The sequence below is a fragment of the Rhizobium terrae genome (genome assembly GCF_003425685.1).
In the GTDB taxonomy this organism is placed as follows: Bacteria; Pseudomonadota; Alphaproteobacteria; order Rhizobiales; family Rhizobiaceae; genus Neorhizobium; species Neorhizobium terrae.
On record NZ_QJKM01000007.1, the window covers coordinates 141,332 to 168,151 of the forward strand.

Below are 26,820 nucleotides of genomic sequence, written 5' to 3' on the forward strand. Positions count from 1 at the left end.
TTCATGCTGACCGCCCGCGAACGCATCGAACGGCAGATGGCCGATCCCGCGCTCATCCGCCTGCACCGCAAGCTGACGCGGCTGAAATCGACGGTCACGATGATGAATACCGGTGCCCATCCCGACGACGAGCGCAACGAAATGCTCGCCTGGTTTCGCCTGGGCCTCGGCATGCGGGTGATCATCGCCTGCTCGACCCGCGGCGAGGGCGGCCAGAACGCGCTCGGGCCTGAACGGCTCGGCCCGCTCGGCGTGCTGCGCTCACGGGAACTGGAAGAGGCCGCCCGCGTCATCGACAGCGACGTCTCCTGGCTCGGCCACGGTCCGGCCGACCCGGTGCATGATTTCGGTTTCTCCAAGGATGGCGACGCGACCTTCACCCGCTGGGGCGAGGCCCGCATTGTCGAGCGCCTGGTGCGCGCCTATCGCATGGAACGGCCGGATATCGTCATTCCGACCTTCCTCGACGTCCCCGGCCAGCACGGCCACCATCGCGCCATGACCCGCGCCGCCGAAACCGCAATTACGCTCGCCGCCGATCCCGGTTACGAGACCGAAGGCCTGCAACCCTGGAACGTCGCCAAATATTATCTTCCGGCCTGGTCGGGCGGCGGCGATACCTATGATGACGAGGTCCCGCCGCCGGACGCGACCGTCACCGTCCGGGCCGAGGGACGCGAGCCGGCAACCGGCGCCGAATATGGCCGCATCGGCGAATGGTCGCGTTATTACCACGCCTCGCAGGGCATGGGTCATTGGCCGAAACAGCCGCAGAGGGCGTGGCCCCTGCACCTGAAACTGTCCGCCGAAGGTTCGAAGGCGGAACGATCCATCCTCGAAAATCTGCCGGCCTCGCTCGCCGTGCTTGCCGGTTTTCCGGGCCTGCCCGATAATGTGGCGGAAGCCCTGCGTTCTGCAGACAGCGCTATTGCCGTGGCGATCGCCGCCTTTCCGGATCGTGAAGCGATCGTCAAGGCGCTCACCGAAGCTGCGGGCTGGCTCGATATCGCCTCTTCTTCCGCGCCGGAAGAGTTCGTGGCCCTGCATGGCCACCGCGTCACCCGCAAACAGGTGGAAATCGATGCGGCGATCCTCGATGCGGCGGCGATCCTGGAAAGCGCCCATGCCGATCCTTCCGTCATTTCGCCGGGCGGTGCCGCGACCCTGATGGTCGAACTCGGCGAGGGTGCTTTCGGCCGCAAGGTCGATGTCGTCCCGATCCTGCCCGAAGGTGTCTCGTCTTCCGTCCAGTCGCTTGGCCCTGAGCGGGTCTTCACACTGACTGCGCCATCGGACACGCCGCTGACGGCTCTCTATCTGCCGGCCTGGTCCGCACTCGGCGGCAACGGCCATGCGCATGTCAAAGTCTCGGCAGAAATCGGCGGCCGCACCGTCTCCGGCGCCTATGATCTTGCGGAACCCTTTTCCGTCTCGCCGGCCCAGTCGCTGACCCTGCTGCCCGATGCGCTGCTCGTTCCGCTCGGATCGAAACAGACCGATTGGGTCATCAAGGCCGATATCCTCGGTGGAAAGGCACCAGTCTCCTTCAAGGCACCTGCCGGCTGGACCATGAAAAAGACGGATGGCGGCTGGATCGCCTCCGCCACCGATGCCGCCAAGCCGGGCCTGATCGAAAGTGAACCGCAGATCGACGGCCGCCCGGCCTACCAGATCACGCCGGTCGCTTATCGTCACATCGGCCGCACCAGTTTTCGCGCGCCTGCCGCCCTGAAGATCTTGTCGCTCGACCTGAAGCTGCCGGAAGGCGCGCGCGTCGGGTATGTCGGCGGTGGAGCGGACCGCGTCGGCCTCTGGCTCGCCCGCATGGGTCTCGATGTCACCGAACTCGATGCACAGGCGCTTTCCGGCGACCTCTCGCGCTTCACCACCATCGTCGTCGGCATCTTCGCCTTCGGAATCCGCAAGGATCTCGCCGCCGCGACCGAACGCCTGCACCGGTTCGTGGAGGAGGGCGGCCATCTCGTCACCCTCTACCACCGCCCGAGCGACGGCTGGGACCCGATGGAGACGCCCGTCCGCCGCATCGAGATCGGCGCGCCCTCGCTGCGCTGGCGCGTTACGGATCCGCGTTCGGAAGTCACCGTGCTCGTGCCGGATCATGTGCTGCTGAACGGTCCAAACCTCATCGGCCCCGGGGATTGGCGGGGATGGGACAAGGAACGCGGCCTTTATTTCGTCTCCCGCTGGGACGACGCTTACGAGCCGCTCCTCGCGATGCACGATCCGAACGAGCAGCCGCTCAAGGGAGCGCTGATTTCCGGTGCCATCGGCAAGGGCCGCCACACCCATGCCAGCCTGGTGCTGCACCATCAGCTCGACAAGCTGGTCCCCGGCGCCTTCCGGCTGATGGCCAACCTCGTGCAGCCGGCGTGACGGCGGAACAGGCGCCGGAAACGGAAAGCGGGCGGGCTTCCGATGCCCGCCTCGGCATCGGCTGGCTGCTTCTCGACATGACGCTGGTCTCCGGCGGCATGACGGCGCTCGTCAAGGCACAAGGGGCGACCTATCCCGCCTTCCAGCTCGTCTTCATCCGCGCCATGATCGGGCTTCTCTTCATCCTGCCGCTCATCTGGCGCCACCGGGCGGAGATGACGCGGATCAGGCACCCATGGCGCAACGTCTTTCGTATCTCCTGCAACGCGATCGCGCTCACCAGCAATTTCCTCGCCATCACCATGCTGCCGCTCGCCATGGTCAATGCGGTCGGTTTTTCCCGGCCGCTGATCACCATGGCCATGGCGGTCGCGATGCTCGGCGAGACGGTGAGCCGCATCCGTTGGCTGGGCGCCGGCCTTGCCTTCGTCGGCGTGCTGATCGTCATGGCGCCCGGCACGTCGGGTTTCGACATGGCCGTTCTGGTCGTCCTGGTCTCGGTCGTTTTCGGTTCGCTAGCGATCATCCAGACGCGGGCGCTGAGGGACGAGAACACCACCGTGATGATGGTCTTCTACACGGTCGGCCTCGCCGTGATCACCGCCGTGCCCGCCGCCTTCACTTGGCAGCGGGTCCTGCCCTTCGACTGGATTCCGCTGCTCGGCATCGGTTTCCTGGCCCAACTCGGCCAGTACTGCTTCCTGCGCGCCTACCGCATCGCCGATGCCAGCGTGCTCGCACCCGTCGGTTACCTCTCGATCGTCATGGTGACGATCACCGGTTACGTCTTCTTCGGCGAAGTGCCGGAAAGCCGGGTGGTGGTCGGCGTCATCGTCATTCTTGCCGCCCTCCAGGGAGCGGCATGGCTGGAGCGCCGCGGAAGCATCGGCTGAGCAAGGTCTTTTGAACGAATGTGATCCGGATCAAAGCGCATCGCCGAACTTTTCGCCATTCTGGGCGTTATTGACGCACAAGGAGGCGCTCATGGTCGCTCTTTCAGTCATTGTCGCGGTCGTCACGGTTCTCGCAGGCGTGTTCGCGGTCGTCACGCGCCAGATGGCCGTCGCACACCGGCAGCAGTACCTCGAAGAGATCGCGCTCAACAACCTTGCCTGCGCCACCGTCGAACTCGACCGCAAGGCCTGCCGCCACGAGCCGGTGAGGACACCGGCGCCGATTGCCCCGCGCAAGCGCATCCGGCACACTTTGACGCGCCATTCGCACGCGCCGCTGCTCGCCCGCTGAATACGCCACTGGCGATCAACCCACACCGAACTTCATTTCCTGGATAGGTTTGGTGGAGCTAAGCGGGATCGAACCGCTGACCTCTTGCATGCCATGCAAGCGCTCTCCCAGCTGAGCTATAGCCCCATCAGGGTGGTCCGGCATTCTTTCCGGTCCTGGGAACTCCGGGGAGGACGCTGCGCCTCGCGGAGTGGCGGCTTATTACTTCCGGTTTTTGGAGAGTGCAAGCCGAAATTTTCGAACCCCGGCAATTTTTATTGAATTGCCGGGTCTTGATCGCGAGACGATCAGACTTCGTCGTCGTCTCCACCGACACCGATGATGCCGGAAACGTCGTCGTCGTCATCGTCTTCGTCGGCTTCGAGGAAGGTATCGTCGTCGTCATCGCCGAGATCGACGTCGTCGTCGCCCATATCGGGCAGGTCGTCGCCGCCGGCTGCGTCGTCGCCGTCTTCCAGCGAGACGAGCTCGACTTCCTGGTTTTCGGTATCGACTTCCTGGACGTCCTCTTCCTCGGCCTGTTCCATCTTCACGGCCGCGCTGTTTTCTTCGAAGAAGGACAGCGGCCAGGACTTGCCGGTGTAGGGAGAAACGACCGGATCGCGGTTCAGGTCGTAGAATTTCTTGCCGGTATCGGGGTCGGTGCGCTTGGTGCCGAGTTCCGCTTTTGCCACAGTCAGAGCCTCATGGAATGGCCGAATAGATCGGCATGCCGCCTAAAACGGCCTTATTTGGTGAAAAATCTAAGCCGGTCCCCATAAGGCTTGGCGTCCTTGATGTCAAAGGCAAACTTTCATGGAACCCATCAATGCGTCGCAGGTGATCGCCGACAAGGTTTGTGATAAGGACACGCCCTGCGATCGAAGGAGCCGTCCGATGTACCAGCCGCCGCATTTCAGGGAAGAGGATCTCGCGACCCAGCATGCGCTGATCCGCGCCCATCCGCTGGGCCTGCTGGTCACCGCCGGCGCGTCCGGCCTCCTCGCCAATCCCGTGCCCTTTCATCTGGACGCCCAAGCGTCGGAAAAGGGAACGCTGCGCCTGCACCTCGCCCGCGCCAACGGCCAGTGGAAGGATATTCGCGATGGTGCTCCCGTCCTCGCCGTCTTCCAGGGCGCCGATTCCTACGTCACCCCATCCTGGTACCAGACCAAGCGCGAAACCGGCAAGGTCGTGCCGACCTGGAACTACGCGATCGTCCAGGCGAGAGGCGCGGCCCGTATCGTCGAGGACGCCGACTGGCTGCTCGCCCAGGTCAACGCCATCACCGGCCAGCACGAAGGCTCGCGCGCGATCCCCTGGTCCGTCGGCGACGCCCCGGAGGATTTCATCCGCGCCCAGCTGAAGGGCATCGTCGGCATCGAGATCGAGATCGCCGGGATCGAGGGCAAGTGGAAGGTCAGCCAGAACCGGCCGGTCGGTGATCGTGAAGGCGTTGCGGCGGGGCTTGATGAAATTCCCGGGCAGGGCGATATGGCGGAACTGGTTCGCCAATACGGCGCCATGCGGAACGCCTGAAGCCAAGAGACGAGTGGGAATAATTGACGCCAGGAATGATCATCGCCATCGATGGACCCGCCGCTGCGGGAAAAGGCACGCTGTCCCGGCAGATCGCCGATGCCTACGGCTTCCATCACCTCGATACCGGCCTGACCTATCGCGCCACGGCCAAGGCGCTGCTCGATGCCGGCCTGCCGCTCGATGACGAGGCGGTCGCCGAAAAGATGGCTCGCGAGGTTGAACTTGCCGGCCTCGACCGCGATATATTGTCGAGCCACGCGATCGGCGAGGCGGCTTCGAAGATCGCCGTGATGCCGGCCGTGCGCCGCGCGCTCGTCGAGGCCCAGCGCGCCTTTTCGCTCCGGGAGCCCGGTACGGTCCTGGACGGCCGCGATATCGGCACGGTCGTCTGCCCGGAAGCGCCCGTGAAGCTTTATGTGACGGCCTCTGCCGACGTGCGTGCCAACCGCCGATATGAGGAAATCCTCGGCAAGGGCCAGTCCGCCGACTACGCGGAAATCTTCGCCGACGTGAGAAAACGCGACGAACGCGACATGGGCCGCGCCGACAGCCCGCTGAAGCCCGCCGAGGATGCGCACTTGCTAGATACCTCGGAAATGAGTATAGAGGCCGCGTTTCAGGCGGCCAAGGTCATCATCGACGCCGCCCTGAAGAAGAAATGACGATGCGCGCCGGCTTTGGCCGGCTGTGTCCCTGATAAAAGCCGAAGTCTGGAGATCGGTCCCCGCGCCGGATTTGCCTCTTGAAACAGAGAGAGGCGGACATGATGCCCAGGCATGAACAACGCGAACCCCCGGCGCATATGTGCCTTGAGAACAAGGCACTCTAGGAGATTTCATGGCAGTATCTAACCCCACGCGGGAGGACTTCGCAGCCCTCCTCGAAGAATCCTTCGCTTCCAACGATCTGGCCGAAGGTTATGTCACCAAGGGTCGCGTCACCGCGATCGAAAAGGACATGGCCGTCGTTGACGTCGGCCTCAAGGTCGAAGGCCGCATCGCGCTGAAGGAATTCGGCGCCAAGGGCAAGGACGGTTCGCTGAAGGTCGGCGACGAAGTCGAGGTTTATGTCGAGCGCATCGAAAACGCGCTTGGCGAAGCAGTGCTCTCCCGCGAGAAGGCACGCCGCGAAGAAAGCTGGGTCAAGCTCGAAGCCAAGTTCGAAGCCGGCGAGCGCGTCGAAGGCGTCATCTTCAACCAGGTCAAGGGTGGCTTCACCGTCGATCTCGACGGCGCCGTCGCCTTCCTGCCGCGTTCGCAGGTTGACATCCGTCCGATCCGCGACGTCACCCCGCTCATGCACAACCCGCAGCCCTTCGAAATCCTCAAGATGGACAAGCGCCGCGGCAACATCGTCGTTTCGCGCCGCACGGTTCTCGAAGAAAGCCGCGCCGAGCAGCGTTCTGAAATCGTTCAGAACCTCGAAGAGGGCCAGGTTGTTGACGGCGTCGTCAAGAACATCACCGATTACGGTGCGTTCGTCGACCTCGGCGGCATCGACGGTCTGCTGCACGTCACCGACATGGCATGGCGCCGCGTCAACCATCCGTCGGAAATCCTGAACATCGGCCAGCAGGTCAAGGTTCAGATCATCCGCATCAACCAGGAAACCCACCGCATCTCGCTCGGCATGAAGCAGCTCGAGTCCGATCCGTGGGATGGCATCTCGGCCAAGTATCCGGTCGGCAAGAAGATTTCCGGCACCGTCACGAACATCACCGACTACGGTGCGTTCGTCGAACTGGAGCCGGGCATCGAAGGCCTGATCCACATTTCCGAAATGTCCTGGACCAAGAAGAACGTCCATCCCGGCAAGATCCTGTCCACGAGCCAGGAAGTCGACGTTGTCGTTCTCGAAGTCGATCCGTCCAAGCGCCGTATTTCGCTCGGCCTCAAGCAGACGCTGGAAAACCCGTGGCAGGCATTCGCCTACTCGCATCCGGCCGGCACTGAAGTCGAAGGCGAAGTCAAGAACAAGACCGAATTCGGCCTGTTCATCGGCCTCGAAGGCGATGTCGACGGCATGGTTCACCTCTCCGACCTCGACTGGAACCGTCCGGGCGAACAGGTCATCGAGGAATACAACAAGGGCGACGTCGTCAAGGCTGTCGTTCTCGATGTGGACGTCGACAAGGAGCGCATCTCGCTCGGCATCAAGCAGCTCGGCCGTGATTCGGTGGGCGAAGCTGCCGCTTCCGGCGAACTGCGCAAGAACGCTGTCGTTTCGTGCGAAGTCATCGCCGTCAACGACGGTGGCGTCGAAGTGAAGCTCGTCAACCACGAAGACATCACCTCCTTCATCCGCCGCAACGATCTGGCACGCGATCGCGAAGATCAGCGTCCGGAGCGTTTCTCGGTGGGCCAGGTTTTCGACGCCCGCGTCGTCAACTGGTCGAAGAAGGACCGCAAGGTCATGCTGTCGATCAAGGCTCTCGAGATCGCCGAAGAGAAGGAAGCCGTCGCTCAGTTCGGTTCGTCCGACTCGGGCGCTTCGCTCGGCGACATCCTCGGCGCGGCCCTGAAGAACCGCGGTAACAACGAGTAATCCTCGTTAGCCGAGTAAATCGAAAACCGCCGGGCGCAAGTCCGGCGGTTTTTTCATGCCCGCCGCATCCGTCGCGGTTTGGCCTTCGGGGTGAACCCCGGCGCGACGGGACGATCTGGGAATCAGGTCCAGCCGGCCATCCGCCAGTAGAGATCGTTGGCCCGGTCGGCCTCCTGCTTGTCCTCGTCGGAGGCCTCATCCTCCGGTTCGCCTTTGCGATCTTCGCCGGATGCCTCCTCGCCGAAGCTCTGCTCGCCCGCCGAATGCTGCTGCTCGCCATCCTCGTCGGTCGCCGATATGGCGCGGGTCTTCCGCTCCTCCGGATCCCGCTCACGCTCCTCGGGCGGATAGGCGACATAGGGAAACGGCACGCCCTCGCGAAGCACCGGCGGCAAGGGCAGGGGCAGCGCCAGCTGTTCGGCAAGTTCCGTGGAGCTGGCGGCTGAGCCAGCCTGCCCCGCCGGGTTCGGCGAAATGTTCCCGGTGCGGCTCGGCGCGGACTGGTCTTCCGGCTCGGAAATGGCATGCTGGCCGGCCTGACGGGCAGCCTCACGCATCTGTTCATTGTCTGGCCCCGGCTTTGTCAGGGGCGCGTGGTCCATCAGTTCTTCCAGCGCCTGCTGTTCCGGCAGGGTTCGCGCCGCAGCCGGCAGCGGCGTCAGAAGCTCGTCGCCGCCCTCCGCGAAGACATCCGCCAGCCATTCGGTCAGGGCCGGAACGGCCATCTTCTGGGCGGTTGCCGAACGGCTCGGCTCGACCTCTCTTTGCGAGAGGCGCGCAAGCGCGGGTCCGTCGTAGAAGACCGGAACGGCCATGCGCCGGTCGCTGTTGAGCGGGCTGCGGATGTCATGCTCGGCCGCCTCGAAATCTCCCGTGGCGGCCGCATTTTCCGGCGCTTCGTCCGACATGGCGGCGTCGAGCTCCGGTGTCTCCCCTTGAGGGGCGTCCGGGCCGGCGGGGGTCGCAGGGGGCACGGCTTCCTGCCCGGTTTCGCCGGCATCGGCCGCTTCAAGCTCGGTGTTTTGGGAAACGGCCGAGAAGGCGGGTTCCGTAACCTCCGTCTCGGATGCCGACGGTGGCGTATCGGCCTCGCCGGCGGCTGTCGCCGGTGGGTTGCCATGCTCCGTATCATCGGCTGGAACGGGTTCCTTCGCCTGCGGGGCCGGCTGTCCTGCCGCCGCGGCCGCTGTCCTGCCCGCATTGCCCGGGGCGGGCGCGGCAGGCGTGGCATTGGCGGCGCGGGGCGGAAGGTTGAGGGCCTGCTCGGCGCCGGCGTTCTGGCGGTAGGAGCTGACGACCGCCTTGGCGGCGAGGTCCCGGTCGAGAAGCTGCGCGGTTTCCAGCCGCATCGCCAGGCGCGCCGCATTCGGCCCGGACGGATTGTTGAGGACTTCGGTCAGCAGCCGCAGGGACATGCCCTTGACCAGCTGGTTGAGGGCGCGTTCCAGCGCCTGACGCTCGGCCGGGTTCATCACCTTGACGGCTTCGAGAAGCCGGCGCGCATATTCGAGCAGCGCTTCCCCTTCCCGGCGGGGAAGCTTGATCAGCTTGCCGATGGTTTCGGCAAAGATCGAAAATCCCTGGGCGAGCTGCAATTGCGCCGACAGCGACAGGATATCCAGCCGGCCGCCGGACAACGGCGCCGAGGCGATCGTCTCGGTGCTGGCGGCATTGGCGGTGACATCGATCCGCTGGCGCAGCAAGGGCGCCTGCGGCTGGGCCTGATAGTCTACGAATGAGCTTAACGTGGCACGAACCGGGGGCAGCATCGTCCGCTCCAACCTGATTGCGACGATAGGACAGCTCGGCTAAGCGATTGTTGTGTTTTCGCAACGAAACGGCGCTGCGACCGTAACGCCTCATGGCGTACCCGATGCCGATAGATGCAGTCTACTCTGCGGCAAAAAGGTTAACGCTTCGCTAACGAGCGAGCGATTTCGCCAACGAATTGGCGAAAGTGACCCAGAACGACACGGATGAGGGGAAATTCGAACTACAAGGTCACGCAGCCAACTTCTTCTTCAGTAACTCGTAGATGCCGATGTCGTCGACACGAATGGGCAGGATGTCGGCGCTGGTTTCCAGGGCATTGTCGCTGATCTCTTCGATAGCCGCATTCGCTGCGGCTTCGCTTGTCGGCGCTTCGTCCTTCAGCGCGGCTTCCGTGGCGGAAGAGCTCCCGTCGGCAGTGGAGGCTTCGCCGGAGGCGGAGCTTTCCGCCGTGTCCCCCGTATCGGAATTGGTGATCTGTTCGGCCGCTGCCGCAAAGACGGCGAGCAGGGTTGTGGTCTCGTCCGATCCCGCCGTCGGCTGGGAACCATCGCCGTTCGGCTTTTCGGCGGCCTTGTCGTTCTTCTCTTCGATGACGTCCTGAACCTTCTGGACGTCTTCGAGCTTCTTGCCCGCTTCGGCCGCCACGATGTCTTCCTGGCGTTCCGCGCGGGTCTGCGCATCCTCCACCCGGGTCGGGTCGTAGCCCTGCGGGCCGAGTTTCAGCTCCTCGAGCGTCTTGGGGTCGGCGACGTCTTCGAGACGCTGCACGACGCGCTCCACCTCGGTATCGAGCTTGCCGCCGTTGGCCTGCTTGATCAGCGCGTCGGCCAGCCGCTGGCCGTCGTCGCCGTAGGGGTTCTTGATGGCGCTGAGCAGCGTCTGCATCGAGATGCCGAGATCGTCGAGGCCGAGATCCTTGGCAAGCTGCGAGGCCTGATCGGGACGCATTTCCTTGAGCGCGTCTTCGAGCGCCCTGCCGAGGCGGTAGGACGAGCGGGCTTTATCGACGTCGATGCCGAGCTTGTCGGCCAGGCGCTCCATGAGATCGATCTTGAGCTGGTCCGGATCGACCCGGCTTGCGTCGAAAAGGGCGGAGGCGATCTTGTCCTTGGCGCGCTTGGCCTCTTCGCTGGCGCTGATGCGCGCTTCGGCGATCGGGTCCTTCTCCTTGCCCGTGCGCTTTTCCTCTTCCCGCTTGCGCTGCTCCTCGATGCTGTCGAGCATCGACTGCATCGCGTTCGTTGCGGCAAGCCCGTAGGTCTGCTGGGTGGGAAGCAACATGGGCCGGATCCGGTCTCGTTGAGGTGTTCACCGCAGGAGAAAATAGGCGCGGAGGGTTAACGGGATGTTAATGCCCCGTTGGAACTTATCCCAAGCGGTCTTCCGGCGGCTGCGGCTTCACCACCAGCGTCACCAGCACGAAGCTCACGTAGAGCAGCAGATACCAGGAGCCGAGCTTGCCGAAGGAGACCATGTGCCAGGTGGTCTGGCTCGGATAGATCCAGGTGCCTGTCAGCGTACCGATGTTTTCGGCGATCCAGAGGAAGATGGACGACAGGAATGCCGCCGCGACGAGCGGCATGTTGAGCGTCGTTTCATCCGTAGTGAAATGGATGCTGACGCGCCGGAAGACGATCACCGTCGCGGCGAAGAGGATGTAGCGGATATCCGGCAGATAATGGTGGCTGAAGAAATTGACGTAGATCGCCGCCGCCAGCAGGCTGGTCTGCCAGAGCGGCGGATAGTGGGTGAAACGCATGTCGAAGACGCGGATCGTGCGGGCCATGAAGGAGCCGACCGAGGCATACATGAAGCCCGAGAACAGCGGCACGCCGGCGATCTGGATGACGGAAGGTTCCGGATAGGCCCAGGAGCCCATATGGACCTTGAAGACCTCCATGATCGTGCCGGTGACGTGATAGACGAGGATGACCCGCGCCTCCTCCCAGCTCTCCATCCTGAAGCGCAGGAAAAGCATCTGGATGGCGAGCGCCGCGACGAACAGGAAATCGTAGCGATAAAGCGGCCAGTCCGCCTGCCAGGCGAATTTCGTGATGAGGATCAGCCCCAGCATGATTGCCGCAAAGAGGCAGGACCAGGCCTGCTTGAGGCCGAACAGGATGAATTCCGAAAGCCACCAGGGAAGCGGCGCCAGCGCCCTGCGAATGGCAAGCCTGAGCGGCTCCAGATAAGGGCCGGTCTCATGGCTCGGCGGATGATGCGGATTGCGCTGTTCCATCTGTCCCCGCCGATTGCCCGCTCGTCCGTCAGCCGCCCTTATCAGCTATGTGCGAAAATGTCGGCCTCTTCCCAGCCGAGCAGGTCGAGCTTGGCGCGGGTGGGCAGGAATTCGAAACAGGCCTTGGCGAGTTCGGCACGGTTGTCGCGCGTCAGACGCTCGTTGAGCTTGTCGCGCAGCGCATGCAGGTGCAGCACGTCGGAAGCGGCATATTCGAGCTGCGCCGGGGAAAGCACCGCGGCCGCCCAGTCGGACTGCTGCTGCGCCTTCGAGACGTCGATGTCGAGCAGCTCCTTGAGATTGTCCTTGAGCCCGTGCCGGTCCGTATAGGTGCGGGCCAGCCGCGAGGCGATCTTGGTGCAGAAGACCGGCGTGGTCGTCACGCCGAACGTATGGAACAGCACGGCGATGTCGAATCGGCCGAAATGGAAGATCTTCTGTTTGGACGGATCGGCGAGCAGGGTGACGAGGTTCGGCGCCTCTTTCTGCCCGGCCGCGATGCGGATCACGTCGGCGGAACCGTCGCCCGGCGAAAGCTGCACGACGCAGAGCCGGTCGCGGCGCGGCACGAGCCCCAGCGTTTCCGTGTCGATCGCGATCGCCCCGGTGTAACGGACCGCGTCCGCCGCCGAAATGTCGCCCTCGTGATACCTGATCTCTGCCATGACCGTCTCCATGCCCTGTGTCGGGAACCGCTATAGACCACGTTTTTCTTCAAGCATATGGGCGATCTTCGGATGCCGGTGCCGGAGATCCGGAATTCTCTGCCTTTGGGCGGCGCATTTTCCCTTGGGCATTTGCTCAGCTTTGCGTATAGCGCATTGCTGCATTGCAGCAGGGGGGATTGGCGTGCTTAAACGATTAGCCTATATCTCGCTCATCGAACGACGCACTCCTCCTCCCAGCGTCGTTGGGTACGGATCGACAACATCCTCCTCCTCCCAGTTGTCGATCAAGTTTAAAGCCTGGCGCACCCTCCTCCCGCGCCAGGCTTTTTGCGTTTTTGGGCTCCGCCACGTCTTCAGGGTGCAGCCAAGCCAGGAGATCGAAGTCTGCGGCAAAGTGGAATTCGGCAGCTGGGCGGATCCGAAACGGGGTTCGTTAGCCTGCTGTGCCTGCGCCGGGCAGAATACGCAACCGTCTGATATGCTCGCGCTTTCTGTCGATGGCCTGGTGGTTTCCTTCGCCGGCATGATCCGTGCCGCGTGACGGCATGCCTGGAAACAACGGCATCATACGTGCCGGGCGGGACCCAGGACTTCCGGCTCGATTTACGCCAGCGCTTTGATCGCTGCCATCACCTCGTCTTCGATATCGAGGCCGTTTTCGATCGCCGCCCGCCGGGCGTTCTGGCCGCGCCGGCCGGGCAGGCGCACACCGTCTTCGGAAGCCATTTGATGGGCCAGTTCGGCGATTCGCTCCGTGGCCGAGACTGTCCCCGCGCCTGGGTCTATGACGATCAGCGTCTGGCCGACGGAAGGTGGCGGCCCCTTGTCCTCCATGAATGAGCTTGCCTCGTAAGAAAAGTTCGAACCCGTCAGGCCGGCTGCCAAAATCTCCACCATCAGCGCCAGCGCGGCGCCCTTGGCGCCGCCGGAGGGCGCCATCAGGCCTTTCGCCGCCTCGTGCGGGTCGGTGGTCGGCCTGCCTTCGGCATCGAAGGCCCAGCCCTCCGGAATGCCTTCGCCTTTTTGCCGCGCCGCCATGATCTTGCCGGCGGCAACGGTGGAAAGCGCCAGATCGATGACCAGCGGCTCCTCACCGGCAACGGGCGTTGCAAACGCGATCGGATTGGTGCCGAACAGCCGCTTCCGGCCGCCCCAGGCGGCCATGGAAGCGGGCGCATTGGCGAACATCAGCGCCGCCAGCCCCTGTTCGGCAAACCGCTCGACGGTGAGCGCCATGACGCCTGCATGGTGCGAACGGTGGATGAGCCCGAGCGCGATGCCCTGCTCGCGGGCAATCTCCGGCAGCATCTCCACGGCGATATCGAAGGCGGGATAGGCGTAACCGAGTGCCGCATCGATCGTCAGCACCGCCGGCCGCGGCCGCGAAGCGAAAGCCTTGGCCTTGCCGTCCACCTTGCCGCTGCGCGCCTGGCCGACATAGGCGGGAACCCGCCGGAGCCCATGCCCGTATTGTCCGGCGGCTTCCGCATGGACGAGCGCGCGGGCGACGGAACGGGCGGTTTCAGGAATAACGCCATTGGCTTCGAAAACGCCCGTCACGAGCGTTTCGGCGTCTTGGAGGGTCAGATGCATGCTGGAGATCCGGATTAGTTAAAGGCGAGGGCTGCAAATCAGGCAGCTATTCGCACTTTACCGGCTGGCTGAGTGAACTTCCAGCACCGGCCGGTGGCGCCGGGATCGGAGACGCACGCCGGACGGCGGATACAACATATTCGTCGATGGCTGAATTTCCCGACGAGCCGGCCACCGAGACGCTGCCGATGTTGCCACCGCCGTCAAAGCTGAAACGGACCGTCACGATTCCGGTCTCGTTTCCCGGGCATTTGCGGGCATACCGGGCGATCTTCGTTCGTACGCGCGTCATCCACTGCTGTGGCGAAACCGACGGCGAGAAGAAGCCCGTGGAATTTTGGCTGGCTGCCGTGCGGTCCGATTGCTTGGCCTCGATCTTCGCCTCCGCCATGTCCCGTTGGGCCTGCTGTTGCTGCTGCTTCGGCTTGGGCTTTTGGGTCTTCTTGACCGGCTCCTTCTTGGGCTCTGGCTTCTTTTCTTCCGGCGGCTTTTCGGCGACCGGCGGCGGCAGGGGGCGGATGGCCGGCAGCGGCACCTCGACATTCTCCAGCATGGCTGTCTGCTGCTGTTCGACGGGCTCCGGCTCCTCGATCGGTTCCGGCGGCGGTTCGGGAATGGTTTCGGTGACCTGCGGCTCCGGCGGTGCCTCCTGAACGGGCTCCGACATGGGCGCGGGTTCTACCGGCTCGGCGACTTCCTGCGGCGGCGGTTCGACGGGCTCCGGAAGAGGTTCGGCAACCGGTTCCGGCATCGGCTCGGGTTCGGGCTGCGGCTGTTCGACCGGCTCCGGCTGCGGTTCTTCGACCGGCTTGGTCTCTTCGCTCATCACCTGCTCCTGATCCTGCATGTCAGGAGAGATCTGTTCTTCCTCGGTATTGGTGGCTTCCGGCTCGGCGGCAAGCTCGATCATGATCGCCGCTGGCGGCGAATTGTCGGCCGGCATCTCGGGCGTCTTCTGCATCAGGTAATAGGCGGCGCCGAAATGCACCGTCAGCATGACGAGGCCGGCGGCGCTCCAGAGCGCCAGCTCGCCGACGCGTCCGCCCGGACCTGTCTGCGAGACGACGAGGCTCATGGACCGTTCCCCGCGGCGGGTACGGCCTGCGGCGCGGCGACCGGCGCCTGGCCGTTCTGAACCTGACTATTCTGGACCTGGCCGGCGGGAGCGGCCGGAGCCTGCGGCATCGGCAGGGTTTCGAGACCTACCAGCGCGATCTTGAGATAGCCCGCATCGCGCAGCAGGTTCATCACGTCCATGAACTGGCCGTAATCGACGGTCTTGTCGGCGCGCAGGAAGACGCGGGTATCCTTCTTGCCTTCGGTCACCCGGTCGAGCCTTGCGGCAAGCTCTTCGCGGGCCACTGCGTCATTGCCGATATTGAGGCTGAGGTCGTCCTTCACCGTCAGATAGAGCGGCTCGTCCGGCCGTTCCGCGGGCTTTGCGGTCGAGGCCGGCAGATCGACATTGACGTCGACGGTCGAAAGCGGGGCGGCCACCATGAAGATGATCAGCAGCACCAGCATGACGTCGATGAACGGCGTCACGTTGATTTCGTGGTTTTCGGCAAGCTCGTCGCCGTGGTTTTCGCGGATGCCGCCGGCCATGGTCGATCAGCCTCCGGCCACCAGCGACATCGGCGTCTTGCGGGCGTCCGGCGGCACCTTGCGGAAGTCGAGGTCGCGGCTGACCAGCCGTTCGACACCGGCGGCGGCGTCCGCAAGCAGCTGCCGGTAGCCGGTCACCGAACGGGCGAAGACGTTATAGATGACGACGGCCGGAATGGCCGCTACGAGGCCGATCGCGGTCGCCAGCAGCGCTTCGGCGATGCCGGGCGCCACGACGGCAAGATTGGTCGTCTGGGTTTCGGAAATGCCGATGAATGAGTTCATGATGCCCCAGACGGTGCCGAAAAGGCCGACGAATGGTGCCGTCGAGCCGATCGTCGCCAGAACGCCGGTACCGCGCGACATGCGCCGGCCGGCATAGGCCTCGATCCGCGAAAGAGCCGAAGCGACACGTTCCTTGACGCCGTGGCCGCCTGCATGGTCCAGCGCGGCTTCCGAAAGCTGCACTTCCTGGGCTGCGGCGCGCAGCATCGATGCTGCCGGTCCGCCGCGGCCGCCGGCGGCACGGAAGGCTTCGGAAAGCGTGCGGGAAGAGCGGATCACCTTCAGCGTCCGGCCGGCGCGTGCGCGTGCGCCCGCAAGTTCCAGCGTCTTGGCGAGCCACACGGTCCAGGTCACCAGCGAGGCAAAGGCAAGCCCGATCATCACGGCCTTGACCACCCAGTCGGCAGCCATGAACATGCCCCAGGGCGAAAGGTCGTGCGGCAGGTCGGCGCGCTTTTCCGGGTTGAGGAACTGCGTAAGCATGTGGGTCGGCTGGCCCGCCGCGAGCGGCGTGGCGGGATCGACCGGCATCGGCTGAGCCGCGGTGTTGCCCGGTGTCGCGGCCGGTGCGGAGGGCTGCTGCGCGGTGGCGTCCGGCTGCGGAACGGCCGGGCCGGCCGGCTGCGGGGTGGGAGGCGCGGCCTGCGTCGCGGGTGGCGTTGCCGGCGCCAGGGCCGGCTGGGTGGCCTGCGGAGCGACCGGCTGTGCCGGTTGCAAAGCTTGCGGCGAAGCCGGCGCCTGGGACGGGGCATTCGGCGCGGGAGCCTGTGCCACCGCCACGGAAGCCGTCATCGCCAGAACCGCGAGAGCAACAGGAAACCGGCTCCCGATCGGCTGGCGCATCGAAAAAGCGGGCTTCAGGGCAGCAGGCATTGGCGGTACTCCGGACTGTGTTCGTCATGGCGGATGGCGCAGGGCACCGATCGACGATGACGGAAACGGGACATGGGGAACGCCGCCGGCCGTGGCCGCCGGGTTCGCGATGTTGCAGCTACCGGATAATAAACATGAGTAGAAATGGCAACTAATAAATCTTGAGAGCCGATCAAATTGATGCGCAGGCGGGAACCGCTATCCCGCCTGCGCATGGATCGGGCTGCCCCTGCCTGAAAATCGGGCGGAACGGCGGTTACCGCGCCAGCCAGCCGCCGTCCACCGGCAGCACAATGCCGTGCACGTAGTCGGAGGCCGGCGCCGCGAGAAACACGGCGGCGCCCCCAAGTTCCTCCGGTTGCCCCCAATGCCCGGCCGGAATGCGGCCCAGGATCGCGCTGTTGCGGTCCGGGTCGTTGCGCAGCGCCTCGGTATTGTTGGTGGAGAAATAGCCAGGTGCGATCGCGTTCACGTTGATGCCCTTGCCCGCCCATTCGCAGGCGAGCAGGCGCGTCAGGCCGGCAAGGCCGCTCTTCGAGGCCGTGTAGGAGGGAATGCGGATGCCGCCCTGGAAGGAGAGGAGCGAGGCGATGTTGATGATCTTGCCGCCCTTGCTCTCCGAGATCAGGTTTTTCGCAAACGCCTGCGAGAGGAAGAAGACGGTTTTGAGGTTCACGTCCATCACCGCGTCCCAGTCCGCCTCGGTGAAATTAATCGCGTCGGCGCGGCGGATGATGCCGGCATTGTTGACGAGGATGTCGGCGCGGCCCGTGAACGCGAGCGTTTCCTCGATGACGCGGTTTACCGGCTCGATCGTCGAAAGGTCGGCCTGGATCGTTTTGGCGCGTCCGCCGGCGGCGCTGACCGCCGCTTCCGTGTCGGCCATCGAGGAGCGGCCGACGAGCGCCACATCCGCGCCCGCGCCCGCCAGCGCCACGGCGATGGCCTGCCCGAGCCCCGTATTGGCACCGGTGACGATCGCCGTCTTGCCCGTCAGGTCGAATGAAGCAGCCATGTTGTCCTCCTCGGAAATTGAAAATGCGGATAAGGCGTAGATGCTTAGCGCCGCACGCTCTCCGGTAGAAGCTGAAAATTTTTGCCATCTTCAGACCGCGCCAGTGGCCGGCACCGGCGGGAAGACGGATTCAAAGATCCGAAGCACCCTTTGCGCGTCCCTCCGGGCGCATGACACGCCAGCGGATGCGCCATGAGCGGCGGATCAAGCGGCGGACAAAGACTATGAATTGGTTTGCGGTCTCGTCGTCGGGAAAGATGCGCCGCGGCAACAGGACCGGTCCGTCGGTGTGGAGAAGCAGGAGCCAGCCCTCGAGTTCGACGATTTTCTCAAGACCTCTCGCATCGAGTTCCACGGCCATGCCGTCGGCCTGCGAGCGAAGTGCCGTGGCATCGGTCACGGCGCTGACATGATAGACGTCGCGCTCCTCGTGCCGGATGGTCGGCGGCGAAAGCGCCGTACTGCGCGGTTTCATCATCAGCAGGATCAGAAAGACGAGCCCGGCGATGGCGGGAAGGGAAGGCATGACGCCGCCGACCAGGCTCGCTTGCCACTCCTCCGAGAGCCACCGGAGAAAGTCATCGATATAGGTCATCGCGATGAGGACGAGAAACGGCACGAAAAGAAGGCTCGACGTCAGGAGCGCCTTGACGAGCCGGGGCCAGGCCCGCCGTTTGCTTTCCCCGTACCGGGCCAGAAGCTCGGTCCCGGCGGCCAGTTCCTCACGAGAAATCGAATACTCGAAATGCCAGGAGCCGCCCGTGAAGGTCACGGACGGCTCCCGAAATTCTGTTGGCTGTGCGCCGGGCGTCACAGCGTGCGTGTGATATGCTCCACGCGGAAGCATTCGATGATGTCGCCGGCGCGGATGTCTTCGTAGTTCTCGAAGGCCATGCCGCATTCCTGGCCCATCGGCACTTCGGTGACTTCGTCCTTGAAGCGCTTGAGGGTCTTGAGCTTGCCTTCGTGGATGACGACGTTGTCGCGGATGAGGCGAACACCCGCCCCACGCTCGACCTTGCCGTCCGTGACGCGGCAACCGGCGACCTTGCCGACCTTGGTGATGTTGAACACCTCCAGGATTTCGGCATTGCCGAGGAAGGTTTCGCGGCGTTCCGGCGAGAGCAGGCCCGACATCGCCGCCTTCACGTCATCCACGAGGTCGTAGATGATGTTGTAGTAGCGGATCTCGATGCCGGAGCGGTCGGCGGCGGTCTTCGCCTGCGCATTGGCGCGGACGTTGAAGCCGATGATCGCCGCATCGGAAGCCTCAGCGAGCGAGATGTCCGACTCGGTGATGGCGCCGGCGCCCGAATGCACGATGCGGGCCCGGACTTCGTCGGTGCCGAGCTTTTCGAGCGCACCGGCGATCGCCTCGATCGAACCCTGCACGTCGCCCTTGATGACCAGCGGGAACTCCTTCATGCCGGTGTTCTGCAGCTGGCTCATCATCTGTTCGAGCGAGCCGCGCTGGCCGGACTGGCGGGCAGCCGCCTTGTCGCGGGCAAGCCGCTGGCGGTACTCGGAGATCTCGCGGGCGCGGGCCTCGTTTTCGACGACGGCAAACCGGTCGCCGGCGGCGGGCGTGCCCGAGAGGCCGAGGACCTCGACCGGCATGGCCGGACCCGCTTCCTTGACGTGCTCGCCCTTGTCGGTGACGAGCGCGCGCACGCGGCCCCACTGGTCGCCGGCCACGATGATCTGGCCGGGCTTCAGCGTGCCCTTCTGGACGAGGACGGTCGCCACCGCACCGCGGCCGCGGTCGAGCTGCGCTTCGATGACAGTGCCTTCGGCGGTCCGGCTCGGATCGGCCTTGAGGTCGAGGATTTCGGCCTGCAGCAGGATCGCTTCGAGCAGCTTGTCGAGGTTCACCTTGTTCTTCGCCGAAACCTCGACGTCGAGCACTTCACCGCCCATCGATTCCACGAACACTTCGTGCTGCAGAAGCTGCTGGCGCACCCTGGCCGGGTTTGCCTCATGCTTGTCGATCTTGTTGATCGCCACGATGATCGGCACGTTGGCCGCCTTGGCGTGATTGATGGACTCGATCGTCTGCGGCATCACGCTGTCGTCGGCCGCGACCACGAGGACCGCGATGTCCGTCGCCTGCGCACCGCGGGCACGCATGGCCGTGAAGGCGGCGTGGCCGGGCGTGTCGATGAAGGTGATCTTCTGGCCGTTCTGTTCCACCTGATAGGCGCCGATATGCTGGGTGATGCCGCCGGCTTCGCCGGAGGCCACGTTGGCATGGCGGATGGCGTCGAGCAGCGAGGTCTTGCCGTGGTCGACGTGACCCATGATCGTCACGACCGGCGGGCGCGGCAGCATCTCGCCTGCGTCGTCGGCCTTGTTGAAGATGCCTTCTTCGACGTCGGATTCCGAAACGCGCTTGACGGTATGGCCGAATTCGCCGGCGATGAGTTCGGCAAGGTCGGCGTCGATGACGTCGCCCGGCTTCATCATCTGGCCTTCCTTCATCAGGTACTTGATGACGTCGACGGCGCGTTCGGACATGCGCTGCGACAGTTCCTGAATGGTGATCGTCTCCGGCAGGATGACCTCGCGCATGACCTTCTCGCGCGGTTCCTGCATCTGGCTGCGGCGGAATTTCTCCTGCCGGCGACGCATGGAAGCGAGGGAGCGGCCGCGTGCGGGTGCGCCTTCTTCATCCACGTCGGCGGTGGTCACCGTCAGCTTGCCGCGGCGGCGGTCGTCTTCCTTCGGACGGGCCGGAACCTTGGCCGGAGCGGGGGTTGCCACGCGGCCACGTGCGGGCGCGCCGCGCGGCGGACCGCGATCGTCGTCATCGTCTTCGCCGCCCCTGCGGCCGCGGCCGGTAACGGGCGGAGTGCCGGGAGCCGGTGGCGTGCCGGGACGCGGAGCCTGCGGGCGGGCTTCCGCCGGACGCGCAGCCGGAGCTGCGGCACGTTCGGCAGGCTTTTCGGCGGCGGGAGCGGGAGCTGCGACCGGAGCCGGCTGTTCTTCGACGGCCGGCGCGGCCTTGGCCCTGGCCTCCGCTTCGGCGGCCAGCCGGGCGGCTTCCGCCGCTTCCTCTACCCTGCGGCGCTCTTCCTCCACCTTGCGGCGGGCGTCTTCCTCGGCACGGCGCTTGGCGTCCTCGGCGTCGCGCGCCTGGGCTTCCATCAGCGCGCGGCGGCGGGCTTCCATCTCGCCGGCGGAGAGGTCGTGCAGCACGGTGCCCGTAGGCCGCTGCTGCGGACGCTGCGGCTGCTGCGAGGGAGCAGGGCGATGGCCCTGGTTCTGCTGGGGCCGCTGGCCCTGCGGCGCGGGCTGGTGAATGCGCGGCGGCGGGCTGGACGGCTGCGGGCGCTGGGGCGCCGGCTGTGCGGCAGCCTCGACCGGCCGCTGCACCGGTGCCGCGGCAGGCGCGAACGCCGGCTTTTCGTCCATGGGCCGCGTCGGGCGCCGCTTCACGGTCTCGACGACGACTGCCTTGGTGCGGCCGCGCCCCATGTCCTGGCGCACAGTACCCTGGGTTACGCCTGAGGGCTTCAGGGTAAGGGTCTTCTTCACGCCCAGTGTCTTGTCGTCTTTGTTATCGGTCATTCCGTTCCTGTTCCTTCGGACGGGAACGGATGGCGACCATCAGCTCCCGTCAATAATATGCATTAATCCGGTACGGCGGCCGGCTGTCGCCGGTGACCGCATCATTGTTCTGGCCGGCCAGCGCCGCTCCGTGCTCCGGATTGACCGCCATGGCGGTACCTTTCGAGCATGTTTGCGCGCTTCACTACACCCTCACCCGCCTGCCCTGCAAGCGCGCAAGCATGGATAAAAGCATTCTGGCCCATCACTTCGTCCATTTCGGCTCCGGTGAAGAGCGAAAAGGACGGAATGTCTTCCCTTGCATCCGTTCCGAGCGTCCAGGCCTTGCGGGCCTGGTCGATTTTCCTGACGCCGTCGGCCGCCGCATCCGCCGCATGAAAGACGGCGAGTGCGGCACCCGAGCGCACCGCGGCATCCACTTTCATCGCCCCGGTGACGAACTGTCCGGCCTTGCGGGCGAGGTTCATCATGCCGGCGAGATCGGCTGCGATCAGCCGGTCGACGAGCGCGCCGAGATCGGCATCCGCCTTCGCCTCGGTCTTCAACGCCCGGGCGAAAAGCTTTTTCTGAACCGCCCGGTCGACAAGCGCCCGTTCGGGTTTGATCCAGCAGCCGCGGCCGGGAAGCTGGCGCTTCAGGTCGGGCACCACCTTGCCGTCGGGCGAGGCGACGAAGCGGATCAGCGTTTCCGGAGATGCGGCCTCGCGGGTGACGATGCAGGTACGGTCGTTCACGATGCTGTCGTCCCACCCGTCGTCGTCATGTCCGTCATCACCGATGACCGGCTCGTTGACGAGCGGCATCATTCCTGCTCTGCGGTATCCGCCTCCTCGGCTTTCGGCTCGACCTCTTCCTGGGCGAGGTCTTCCTCGGTGATCCAGCCTGCCAGAAGGCGGGCCTGGACGATCATGTTCTCGGCCTCGACGCGGGAGACGTCCATCTTCGAGAACAGGCCTTCGAACTTCTTCGTCTCGCCGTCCTTGCGCTCGCTCCAGCCGACCAGATCGTCGGCGGCGCAGCCCGCGAAGTCCTCGATCGTCTTGATGCCGTCCTGGCCGAGCGCCACCAGCATCTGGCCGGTCAGGCCGTTGATCTGGCGAAGCTCGTCCTGGACGCCCAGTTCCTTGCGCTTGGCGTCCATCTCGGCTTCGATCCGCTCGAGATATTCCTTGGCGCGCGTCTGGATCTCGTTGGCCGTGTCCTCGTCGAAACCGTCGATCGAGGAGATTTCGTCGAGATCGACGTAAGCCAGTTCCTCGACGGCCGCGAAGCCTTCGGAGGCCAGAACCTGGCCGACCATCTCGTCGACATCGAGGGCTTCCATGAAGAGGTTGGTGCGCTCGTTGAATTCCTTCTGGCGGCGCTCCGATTCTTCGGCCTCGGTCATGATGTCGATGTCCCAGCCGGTGAGCTGCGAGGCGAGGCGGACGTTCTGGCCGCGGCGGCCGATGGCGAGCGACAGCTGCTCGTCGGGGACCACCACTTCGATGCGCTCGGCATCCTCGTCGAGGACCACCTTGGCGACTTCGGCCGGCTGCAGCGCATTGACGATGAACGACGCCGGATCCTGGGACCACGGAATGATGTCGATCTTTTCGCCCTGCAGCTCGCCGACGACGGCCTGGACGCGGGAACCGCGCATGCCGACGCAGGCGCCGACCGGATCGATCGACGAGTCGTTCGAGATGACGGCGATCTTGGCGCGCGAACCCGGATCGCGGGCGACCGACTTGATCTGGATGATGCCGTCGTAGATTTCCGGCACTTCCATGGTGAACAGCTTCACCATGAACTGCGGATGGGTGCGCGACAGGAAGATCTGCGGGCCGCGCTGCTCGCGGCGCACGTCGTAGACATAGGCGCGGACGCGATCGCCATAGCGCATGTTCTCGCGCGGGATCATTTCGTCGCGGCGGATGATGCCTTCGCCGCGGCCGAGGTCGACGATGACGTTGCCGTATTCGACGCGCTTGACCGTGCCGTTGACGATCTCGCCGACGCGGTCCTTGAATTCGTCGAACTGGCGGTCGCGCTCGGCCTCGCGCACCTTCTGCACGATCACCTGCTTGGCCGACTGGGCGGCGATGCGGCCGAAATCCATCGGCGGCAGCGGATCGGCGATGAAGTCGCCGATCTTGGCGTCCGGGTTGCGGTCGCGGGCAAGCGTCAGCGGGATCTGCGTGCCGTAGTCCTCGGCGGCCTCGACGACTTCCAGCAGGCGCTGGAGGCGGATTTCGCCGGTCTTGGAATTGATGTCGGCGCGGATATTGGTTTCCGAACCGTAACGGGAGCGGGCGGCCTTCTGGATGGCGTCGGCCATCGCAGCCAGCACGATCTCGCGGTCGATGACCTTTTCGCGGGCCACAGCATCTGCGATCTGCAGAAGTTCAAGCCGGTTTGCGCTCACTGCCATTGTCGTTGGTCTCCGTAGATCGAAATCTTGTCGGCCCTCTCCCTGGGACAAAGGCCGGTTCGGTTGTTCGGTTATTCGTCGTCTTCTTGTTCGTCGTTCTGGTTCGCAGCCTGCTGCTTGGCGAGCTTGTCGGCTCGAAGCGCGTCGCGGATCAGGTCGTCCGTCAGAATGAGCTTTGCCTCGGCCAGAGCCGAGAACGGGATCGTGACCCTGGGTTCCTCGCCATAGGCGACCTGGTCGCGCTCGAGCGTGAAACCGTCTTCGTTTGCTTCCGTGATCCTGCCGCGGAACCGCTTGCGGTTGTCGATCATGATCGACGTCTCGCATTTGACCAGATGGCTCGTCCAGCGGGTGAAATCCGACTTGCGGACCATCGGGCGGTCGATGCCCGGCGAGGACACTTCCAGATGATACGCCTTATCGATCGGATCTTCCACATCGAGAACCGGCGAAATGGCCGTCGATACGGCTTCACAGCCTTCGACGTCCATCGTGCCGTCGTTGCGTTCGGCCATGATCTGCAGCGTCGCGCCGTTCTGGTTGAGCATTCTCACCCGCACCAGCCGGTAATCCATGGCGGTAAGCACCGGCTCGATGATTTCGGCGATCCTGAGGTCAAGCCCGGTCTCGACGATGAGGCGAGGCTCGTTTTCGGTCTGGTGCATGAGCTCTCCGGCAATCATTGCCCAAAATCCGGCACGCCGGACCAGGGATAGAGAGATCGCCTAACAAAAAAGAGCGGGTCCGGGAGGGCCCACTCTTCATCGGACGATCAAGAATATGGCCTGCATATACGCTTTCGGGGCCTGCATTGCAAGGGTTCGTGTTCGCGCGGGCGCCGGGCCTGCGTCCGGATCGCCCGACGTGACCCGAAGATCCGGGCGCGGTCGGTCACCGGATGCGTCCAATCCGCTGGAATTCCCTCTTCAAAAGCCTATAACCGTTCGCAGCGACGCACGAATAACGAGGACGCAAAGTGCCTGACCGCATATCGACCCTGGCTCCCTTCCGGCACCGGACGTTCAGGACGATATGGATCGCCAGCCTTGCCTCGAATTTCGGCGGCCTCATCCAGGCCGTCGGCGCCGCCTGGATGATGACGTCGATTTCCGATTCGGAAGACATGGTAGCCCTCGTCCAGGCGTCGACAGCCGCGCCCATCATGCTCTTTTCGCTGATTTCGGGCGCGCTCGCCGACAACGTCAACCGGCGCAGCCTGATGCTCACGGCCCAGGCTTTCATGCTGGTCGTGTCGATAACGCTGACGGTCTTCGCCTATCTCGATCTCCTGACGCCCTGGCTGCTCCTGGCCTTCACCTTCCTGCTCGGCTGCGGCGTGGCGCTCAACAATCCCGCCTGGCAGGCATCGGTCGGCGACATGGTCCCGCGCGAGGTCCTGCCGGCGGCTGTCACCATCAACAGCGTCGGTTTCAACATCACCCGCAGCGTCGGCCCGGCGGTCGGCGGCGCGATCGTCGCCGCCGCGGGCGCCGCTGCTGCCTTCGCCGTCAATGCCTGCAGCTATCTGGCGCTGATCTTCGCGCTGTCGCGCTGGAAACCGGAAGTGCGCGAAAACCCCCTGCCGCGCGAAACCCTGCTGAGGGCGATCTCCGCCGGCCTCGGTTATGTCGCGATGTCGCCGAACATCACCAACGTGCTCTTCCGCGGGCTCGTCTTCGGCCTTTCCGCCAGCGCCATCCTCGCCCTTCTGCCGATCGTTGCGCGCGATCTCGTCTCCGGCGGCCCGCTCACCTACGGCGTCATGCTGGGGGCCTTCGGGGTCGGCGCCATCGGCGGGGCCATGGCCAATTCGCGGCTGCGCGAAAAACTGTCGAGCGAATCGATCGTCCGCCTGTCCTTCCTCGGCTTCGCGGCAAGTGCGGCGGTCATCGGCGCGAGCTCCAGCACGGCGCTGACGGCGCTCGTGCTCCTTGTTCCCGGCGCCTGCTGGGTGCTGGCCCTTTCGCTGTTCAACACCACCGTGCAGCTGTCCACCCCGCGCTGGGTGGTCGGCCGGGCGCTTTCCTTCTATCAGACCGCCACGTTCGGCGGCATTGCCGGCGGCAGCTGGCTCTGGGGCGTCCTGTCGGATGCTTTCGGCGTCTCGATCGCCCTCACGCTGTCGAGCTTGGCGATGATGTTCGGCGCCCTGATCGGCCTGCGGCTTCCGCTGCCGCAGTTCGCCGATATCAACCTCGATCCGCTCAACCGGTTCAACGAACCGCTCCTGAAACTCGATCTCCAGCCGCGCAGCGGCCCGATCGTCTCGCTGGTGGACTATATCATCGCCGACGAGGACGTGCCGGAATTCCTGACGCTGATGTCGCGCCGCCGCCGCATCCGCATCCGCGACGGCGCCCGCCAATGGGCGCTGATGCGCGATCTCGAACATCCCGAGATCTGGACGGAAACCTATCACACCGCCACCTGGGCCGATTACGTGCGACACAACCAGCGCCGCACCCAGGCGGATGCCGAGGCCTGGGATGCGATCCGCGCCCTGCATCGCGGCGAGGAGGGGCCGCGCGTCCACCGGATGATCGAACGCCAGACGATACCGCCGGCCGACGACGTTTTCCACAAATCGCCGCCCGATCTGCATCACTGAGCCGGTACTGAGCCGATGACCTCGTTCCGGAAAGCCCGCCACGCCGATCTTCCCGCCATCGTCCGCCTTCTGGCGGACGACATGCTCGGCCGGTCGCGCGAAACCGTCTCCGATCCGGTCCATCCGCGTTACGAACAGGCGTTCGCGGCGATCGAGGCCGATGCCAACCAGCTGCTTGCGGTCGCCGTGGATGGGGAAGGCGGAATTGCCGGCTGCCTGCAGCTCTCCTTCATTCCCGGCCTGTCGCGCACGGGCATGTGGCGCGCCCAGATCGAAAGCGTGCGGATCGCCGAAGTCCATCGCGGCGGCGGGCTCGGATCGCGCTTCATCGAATGGGCGGTGGAACGGGCCGTCGAACGTGGCTGCCGCCTCGTGCGGCTCACCTCCGACAAGACCCGGCCGGACGCCATCCGTTTTTACGAGAAACTCGGCTTCACCGCCGACCACGAGGGTCTGAAGCGGAGCCTCTGAGGCCCC

The 26,820-nt window shown here is 64.8% G+C and carries 24 protein-coding genes and 1 tRNA gene; 9 read left to right on the plus strand and 16 right to left on the minus strand.

Annotated elements, in window-relative coordinates; genetic code table 11:
• Positions 1 to 3 precede the first annotated feature (3 nt).
• From DMO26_RS14595 to DMO26_RS14605, 3 genes are all read left to right on the plus strand, one after another.
• Positions 4 to 2,394 carry a PIG-L family deacetylase gene (locus tag DMO26_RS14595; protein WP_117192885.1) on the plus strand — a complete coding sequence of 797 codons (2,391 nt, stop codon included), beginning with the start codon at positions 4 to 6 and terminating at the stop codon, positions 2,392 to 2,394.
• Positions 2,391 to 3,287 carry a DMT family transporter gene (locus DMO26_RS14600; RefSeq protein ID WP_117192886.1) on the plus strand — a complete coding sequence of 299 codons (897 nt, stop codon included), beginning with the start codon at positions 2,391 to 2,393 and terminating at the stop codon, positions 3,285 to 3,287. Before DMO26_RS14595 ends, DMO26_RS14600 begins: the two co-directional genes overlap by 4 nt.
• Before the next feature lie 91 nt (positions 3,288 to 3,378).
• Positions 3,379 to 3,639, plus strand: coding sequence for a hypothetical protein (locus tag DMO26_RS14605; protein WP_117192887.1), 261 nt, complete (start codon positions 3,379 to 3,381; stop codon positions 3,637 to 3,639).
• A 50-nt stretch (positions 3,640 to 3,689) separates the two neighbouring features.
• Here DMO26_RS14605 and DMO26_RS14610 read toward each other — a convergent pair.
• Together DMO26_RS14610 and DMO26_RS14615 are read right to left on the minus strand one after the other, a co-directional pair.
• Positions 3,690 to 3,765, minus strand: a tRNA-Ala gene (locus tag DMO26_RS14610).
• Positions 3,766 to 3,926: 161 nt separating this feature from the next.
• Positions 3,927 to 4,313 carry a TIGR02300 family protein gene (locus DMO26_RS14615; protein ID WP_117192888.1) on the minus strand — a complete coding sequence of 129 codons (387 nt, stop codon included), beginning with the start codon at positions 4,311 to 4,313 and terminating at the stop codon, positions 3,927 to 3,929.
• A gap of 202 nt (positions 4,314 to 4,515) precedes the next feature.
• Here DMO26_RS14615 and DMO26_RS14620 point away from each other — a divergent pair, with 202 nt between their 5' ends.
• The 3 genes from DMO26_RS14620 to rpsA all read left to right on the plus strand — a co-directional run bounded on the left by DMO26_RS14620 (position 4,516) and on the right by rpsA (position 7,704).
• Positions 4,516 to 5,157, plus strand: coding sequence for an FMN-binding negative transcriptional regulator (locus tag DMO26_RS14620; protein WP_117193101.1), 642 nt, complete (start codon positions 4,516 to 4,518; stop codon positions 5,155 to 5,157).
• A gap of 35 nt (positions 5,158 to 5,192) precedes the next feature.
• Complete coding sequence (cmk, locus tag DMO26_RS14625; protein WP_117192889.1) at positions 5,193 to 5,822, plus strand: (d)CMP kinase; 630 nt, start codon at positions 5,193 to 5,195, stop codon at positions 5,820 to 5,822.
• Positions 5,823 to 5,997: 175 nt separating this feature from the next.
• Positions 5,998 to 7,704 carry a 30S ribosomal protein S1 gene (rpsA, locus tag DMO26_RS14630; protein WP_117192890.1) on the plus strand — a complete coding sequence of 569 codons (1,707 nt, stop codon included), beginning with the start codon at positions 5,998 to 6,000 and terminating at the stop codon, positions 7,702 to 7,704.
• Positions 7,705 to 7,826: 122 nt separating this feature from the next.
• On the opposite strand, the gene DMO26_RS14635 is transcribed toward rpsA, so the two are convergent.
• From DMO26_RS14635 to DMO26_RS14650, 4 genes are all read right to left on the minus strand, one after another.
• The gene (locus DMO26_RS14635) at positions 7,827 to 9,473 is read right to left on the minus strand and encodes a hypothetical protein (protein ID WP_117192891.1); all 1,647 of its coding nucleotides are present in this window, start codon (positions 9,471 to 9,473) and stop codon (positions 7,827 to 7,829) included.
• Positions 9,474 to 9,705: 232 nt separating this feature from the next.
• Positions 9,706 to 10,758 carry a hypothetical protein gene (locus DMO26_RS14640; RefSeq protein ID WP_117192892.1) on the minus strand — a complete coding sequence of 351 codons (1,053 nt, stop codon included), beginning with the start codon at positions 10,756 to 10,758 and terminating at the stop codon, positions 9,706 to 9,708.
• Positions 10,759 to 10,843: 85 nt separating this feature from the next.
• On the minus strand, positions 10,844 to 11,716 hold the full coding sequence (locus DMO26_RS14645) for a DUF817 domain-containing protein (RefSeq protein ID WP_117192893.1): 873 nt from the start codon (positions 11,714 to 11,716) through the stop codon (positions 10,844 to 10,846).
• A 41-nt stretch (positions 11,717 to 11,757) separates the two neighbouring features.
• Complete coding sequence (locus DMO26_RS14650; RefSeq protein WP_117193102.1) at positions 11,758 to 12,381, minus strand: ribonuclease D; 624 nt, start codon at positions 12,379 to 12,381, stop codon at positions 11,758 to 11,760.
• 184 nt (positions 12,382 to 12,565) lie between these two features.
• Between DMO26_RS14650 and DMO26_RS14655 the strand changes: the two genes are divergently transcribed.
• Positions 12,566 to 12,925 carry a hypothetical protein gene (locus DMO26_RS14655; RefSeq protein WP_162894902.1) on the plus strand — a complete coding sequence of 120 codons (360 nt, stop codon included), beginning with the start codon at positions 12,566 to 12,568 and terminating at the stop codon, positions 12,923 to 12,925.
• Between the two features lie 62 nt (positions 12,926 to 12,987).
• Here DMO26_RS14655 and DMO26_RS14660 read toward each other — a convergent pair whose 3' ends face one another.
• From DMO26_RS14660 to rimP, 10 genes are all read right to left on the minus strand, one after another.
• A complete protein-coding gene (locus DMO26_RS14660) occupies positions 12,988 to 13,977 on the minus strand; it encodes an Ldh family oxidoreductase (RefSeq protein WP_117192895.1) in 990 nt (329 codons plus the stop codon).
• 46 nt (positions 13,978 to 14,023) lie between these two features.
• A complete protein-coding gene (locus DMO26_RS14665) occupies positions 14,024 to 15,052 on the minus strand; it encodes a cell envelope integrity protein TolA (protein ID WP_117192896.1) in 1,029 nt (342 codons plus the stop codon).
• Positions 15,049 to 15,582 (minus strand): TonB system transport protein ExbD, encoded by a 534-nt coding sequence (gene exbD / locus DMO26_RS14670; RefSeq protein ID WP_117192897.1) that lies wholly within the window; start codon positions 15,580 to 15,582, stop codon positions 15,049 to 15,051. Before exbD ends, DMO26_RS14665 begins: the two co-directional genes overlap by 4 nt.
• A gap of 6 nt (positions 15,583 to 15,588) precedes the next feature.
• Complete coding sequence (gene exbB / locus DMO26_RS14675; RefSeq protein WP_117193103.1) at positions 15,589 to 16,710, minus strand: tonB-system energizer ExbB; 1,122 nt, start codon at positions 16,708 to 16,710, stop codon at positions 15,589 to 15,591.
• Positions 16,711 to 16,996: 286 nt separating this feature from the next.
• Positions 16,997 to 17,755, minus strand: a complete 759-nt coding sequence (gene kduD / locus DMO26_RS14680) for a 2-dehydro-3-deoxy-D-gluconate 5-dehydrogenase KduD (protein ID WP_117192898.1) — start codon at positions 17,753 to 17,755, stop codon at positions 16,997 to 16,999.
• Positions 17,756 to 17,885: 130 nt separating this feature from the next.
• The gene (locus DMO26_RS14685; protein ID WP_117192899.1) at positions 17,886 to 18,527 is read right to left on the minus strand and encodes a hypothetical protein; all 642 of its coding nucleotides are present in this window, start codon (positions 18,525 to 18,527) and stop codon (positions 17,886 to 17,888) included.
• A gap of 38 nt (positions 18,528 to 18,565) precedes the next feature.
• A complete protein-coding gene (gene infB / locus DMO26_RS14690) occupies positions 18,566 to 21,322 on the minus strand; it encodes a translation initiation factor IF-2 (protein WP_117192900.1) in 2,757 nt (918 codons plus the stop codon).
• Between the two features lie 101 nt (positions 21,323 to 21,423).
• Complete coding sequence (locus tag DMO26_RS14695; protein WP_117193104.1) at positions 21,424 to 22,125, minus strand: RNA-binding protein; 702 nt, start codon at positions 22,123 to 22,125, stop codon at positions 21,424 to 21,426.
• Positions 22,125 to 23,735 (minus strand): transcription termination factor NusA, encoded by a 1,611-nt coding sequence (gene nusA, locus DMO26_RS14700; RefSeq protein WP_117192901.1) that lies wholly within the window; start codon positions 23,733 to 23,735, stop codon positions 22,125 to 22,127. The genes DMO26_RS14695 and nusA overlap by 1 nt, the downstream gene beginning before the upstream one ends.
• 71 nt (positions 23,736 to 23,806) lie before the next feature.
• Positions 23,807 to 24,400 (minus strand): ribosome maturation factor RimP, encoded by a 594-nt coding sequence (gene rimP, locus DMO26_RS14705; RefSeq protein WP_117192902.1) that lies wholly within the window; start codon positions 24,398 to 24,400, stop codon positions 23,807 to 23,809.
• 311 nt (positions 24,401 to 24,711) lie between these two features.
• Here rimP and DMO26_RS14710 point away from each other — a divergent pair, with 311 nt between their 5' ends.
• Both DMO26_RS14710 and DMO26_RS14715 read left to right on the plus strand, forming a co-directional pair.
• On the plus strand, positions 24,712 to 26,343 hold the full coding sequence (locus DMO26_RS14710) for an MFS transporter (protein WP_117192903.1): 1,632 nt from the start codon (positions 24,712 to 24,714) through the stop codon (positions 26,341 to 26,343).
• Positions 26,344 to 26,358: 15 nt separating this feature from the next.
• Complete coding sequence (locus DMO26_RS14715) at positions 26,359 to 26,814, plus strand: GNAT family N-acetyltransferase (protein WP_117192904.1); 456 nt, start codon at positions 26,359 to 26,361, stop codon at positions 26,812 to 26,814.
• The last annotated feature ends 6 nt before the right edge of the window (positions 26,815 to 26,820 follow it).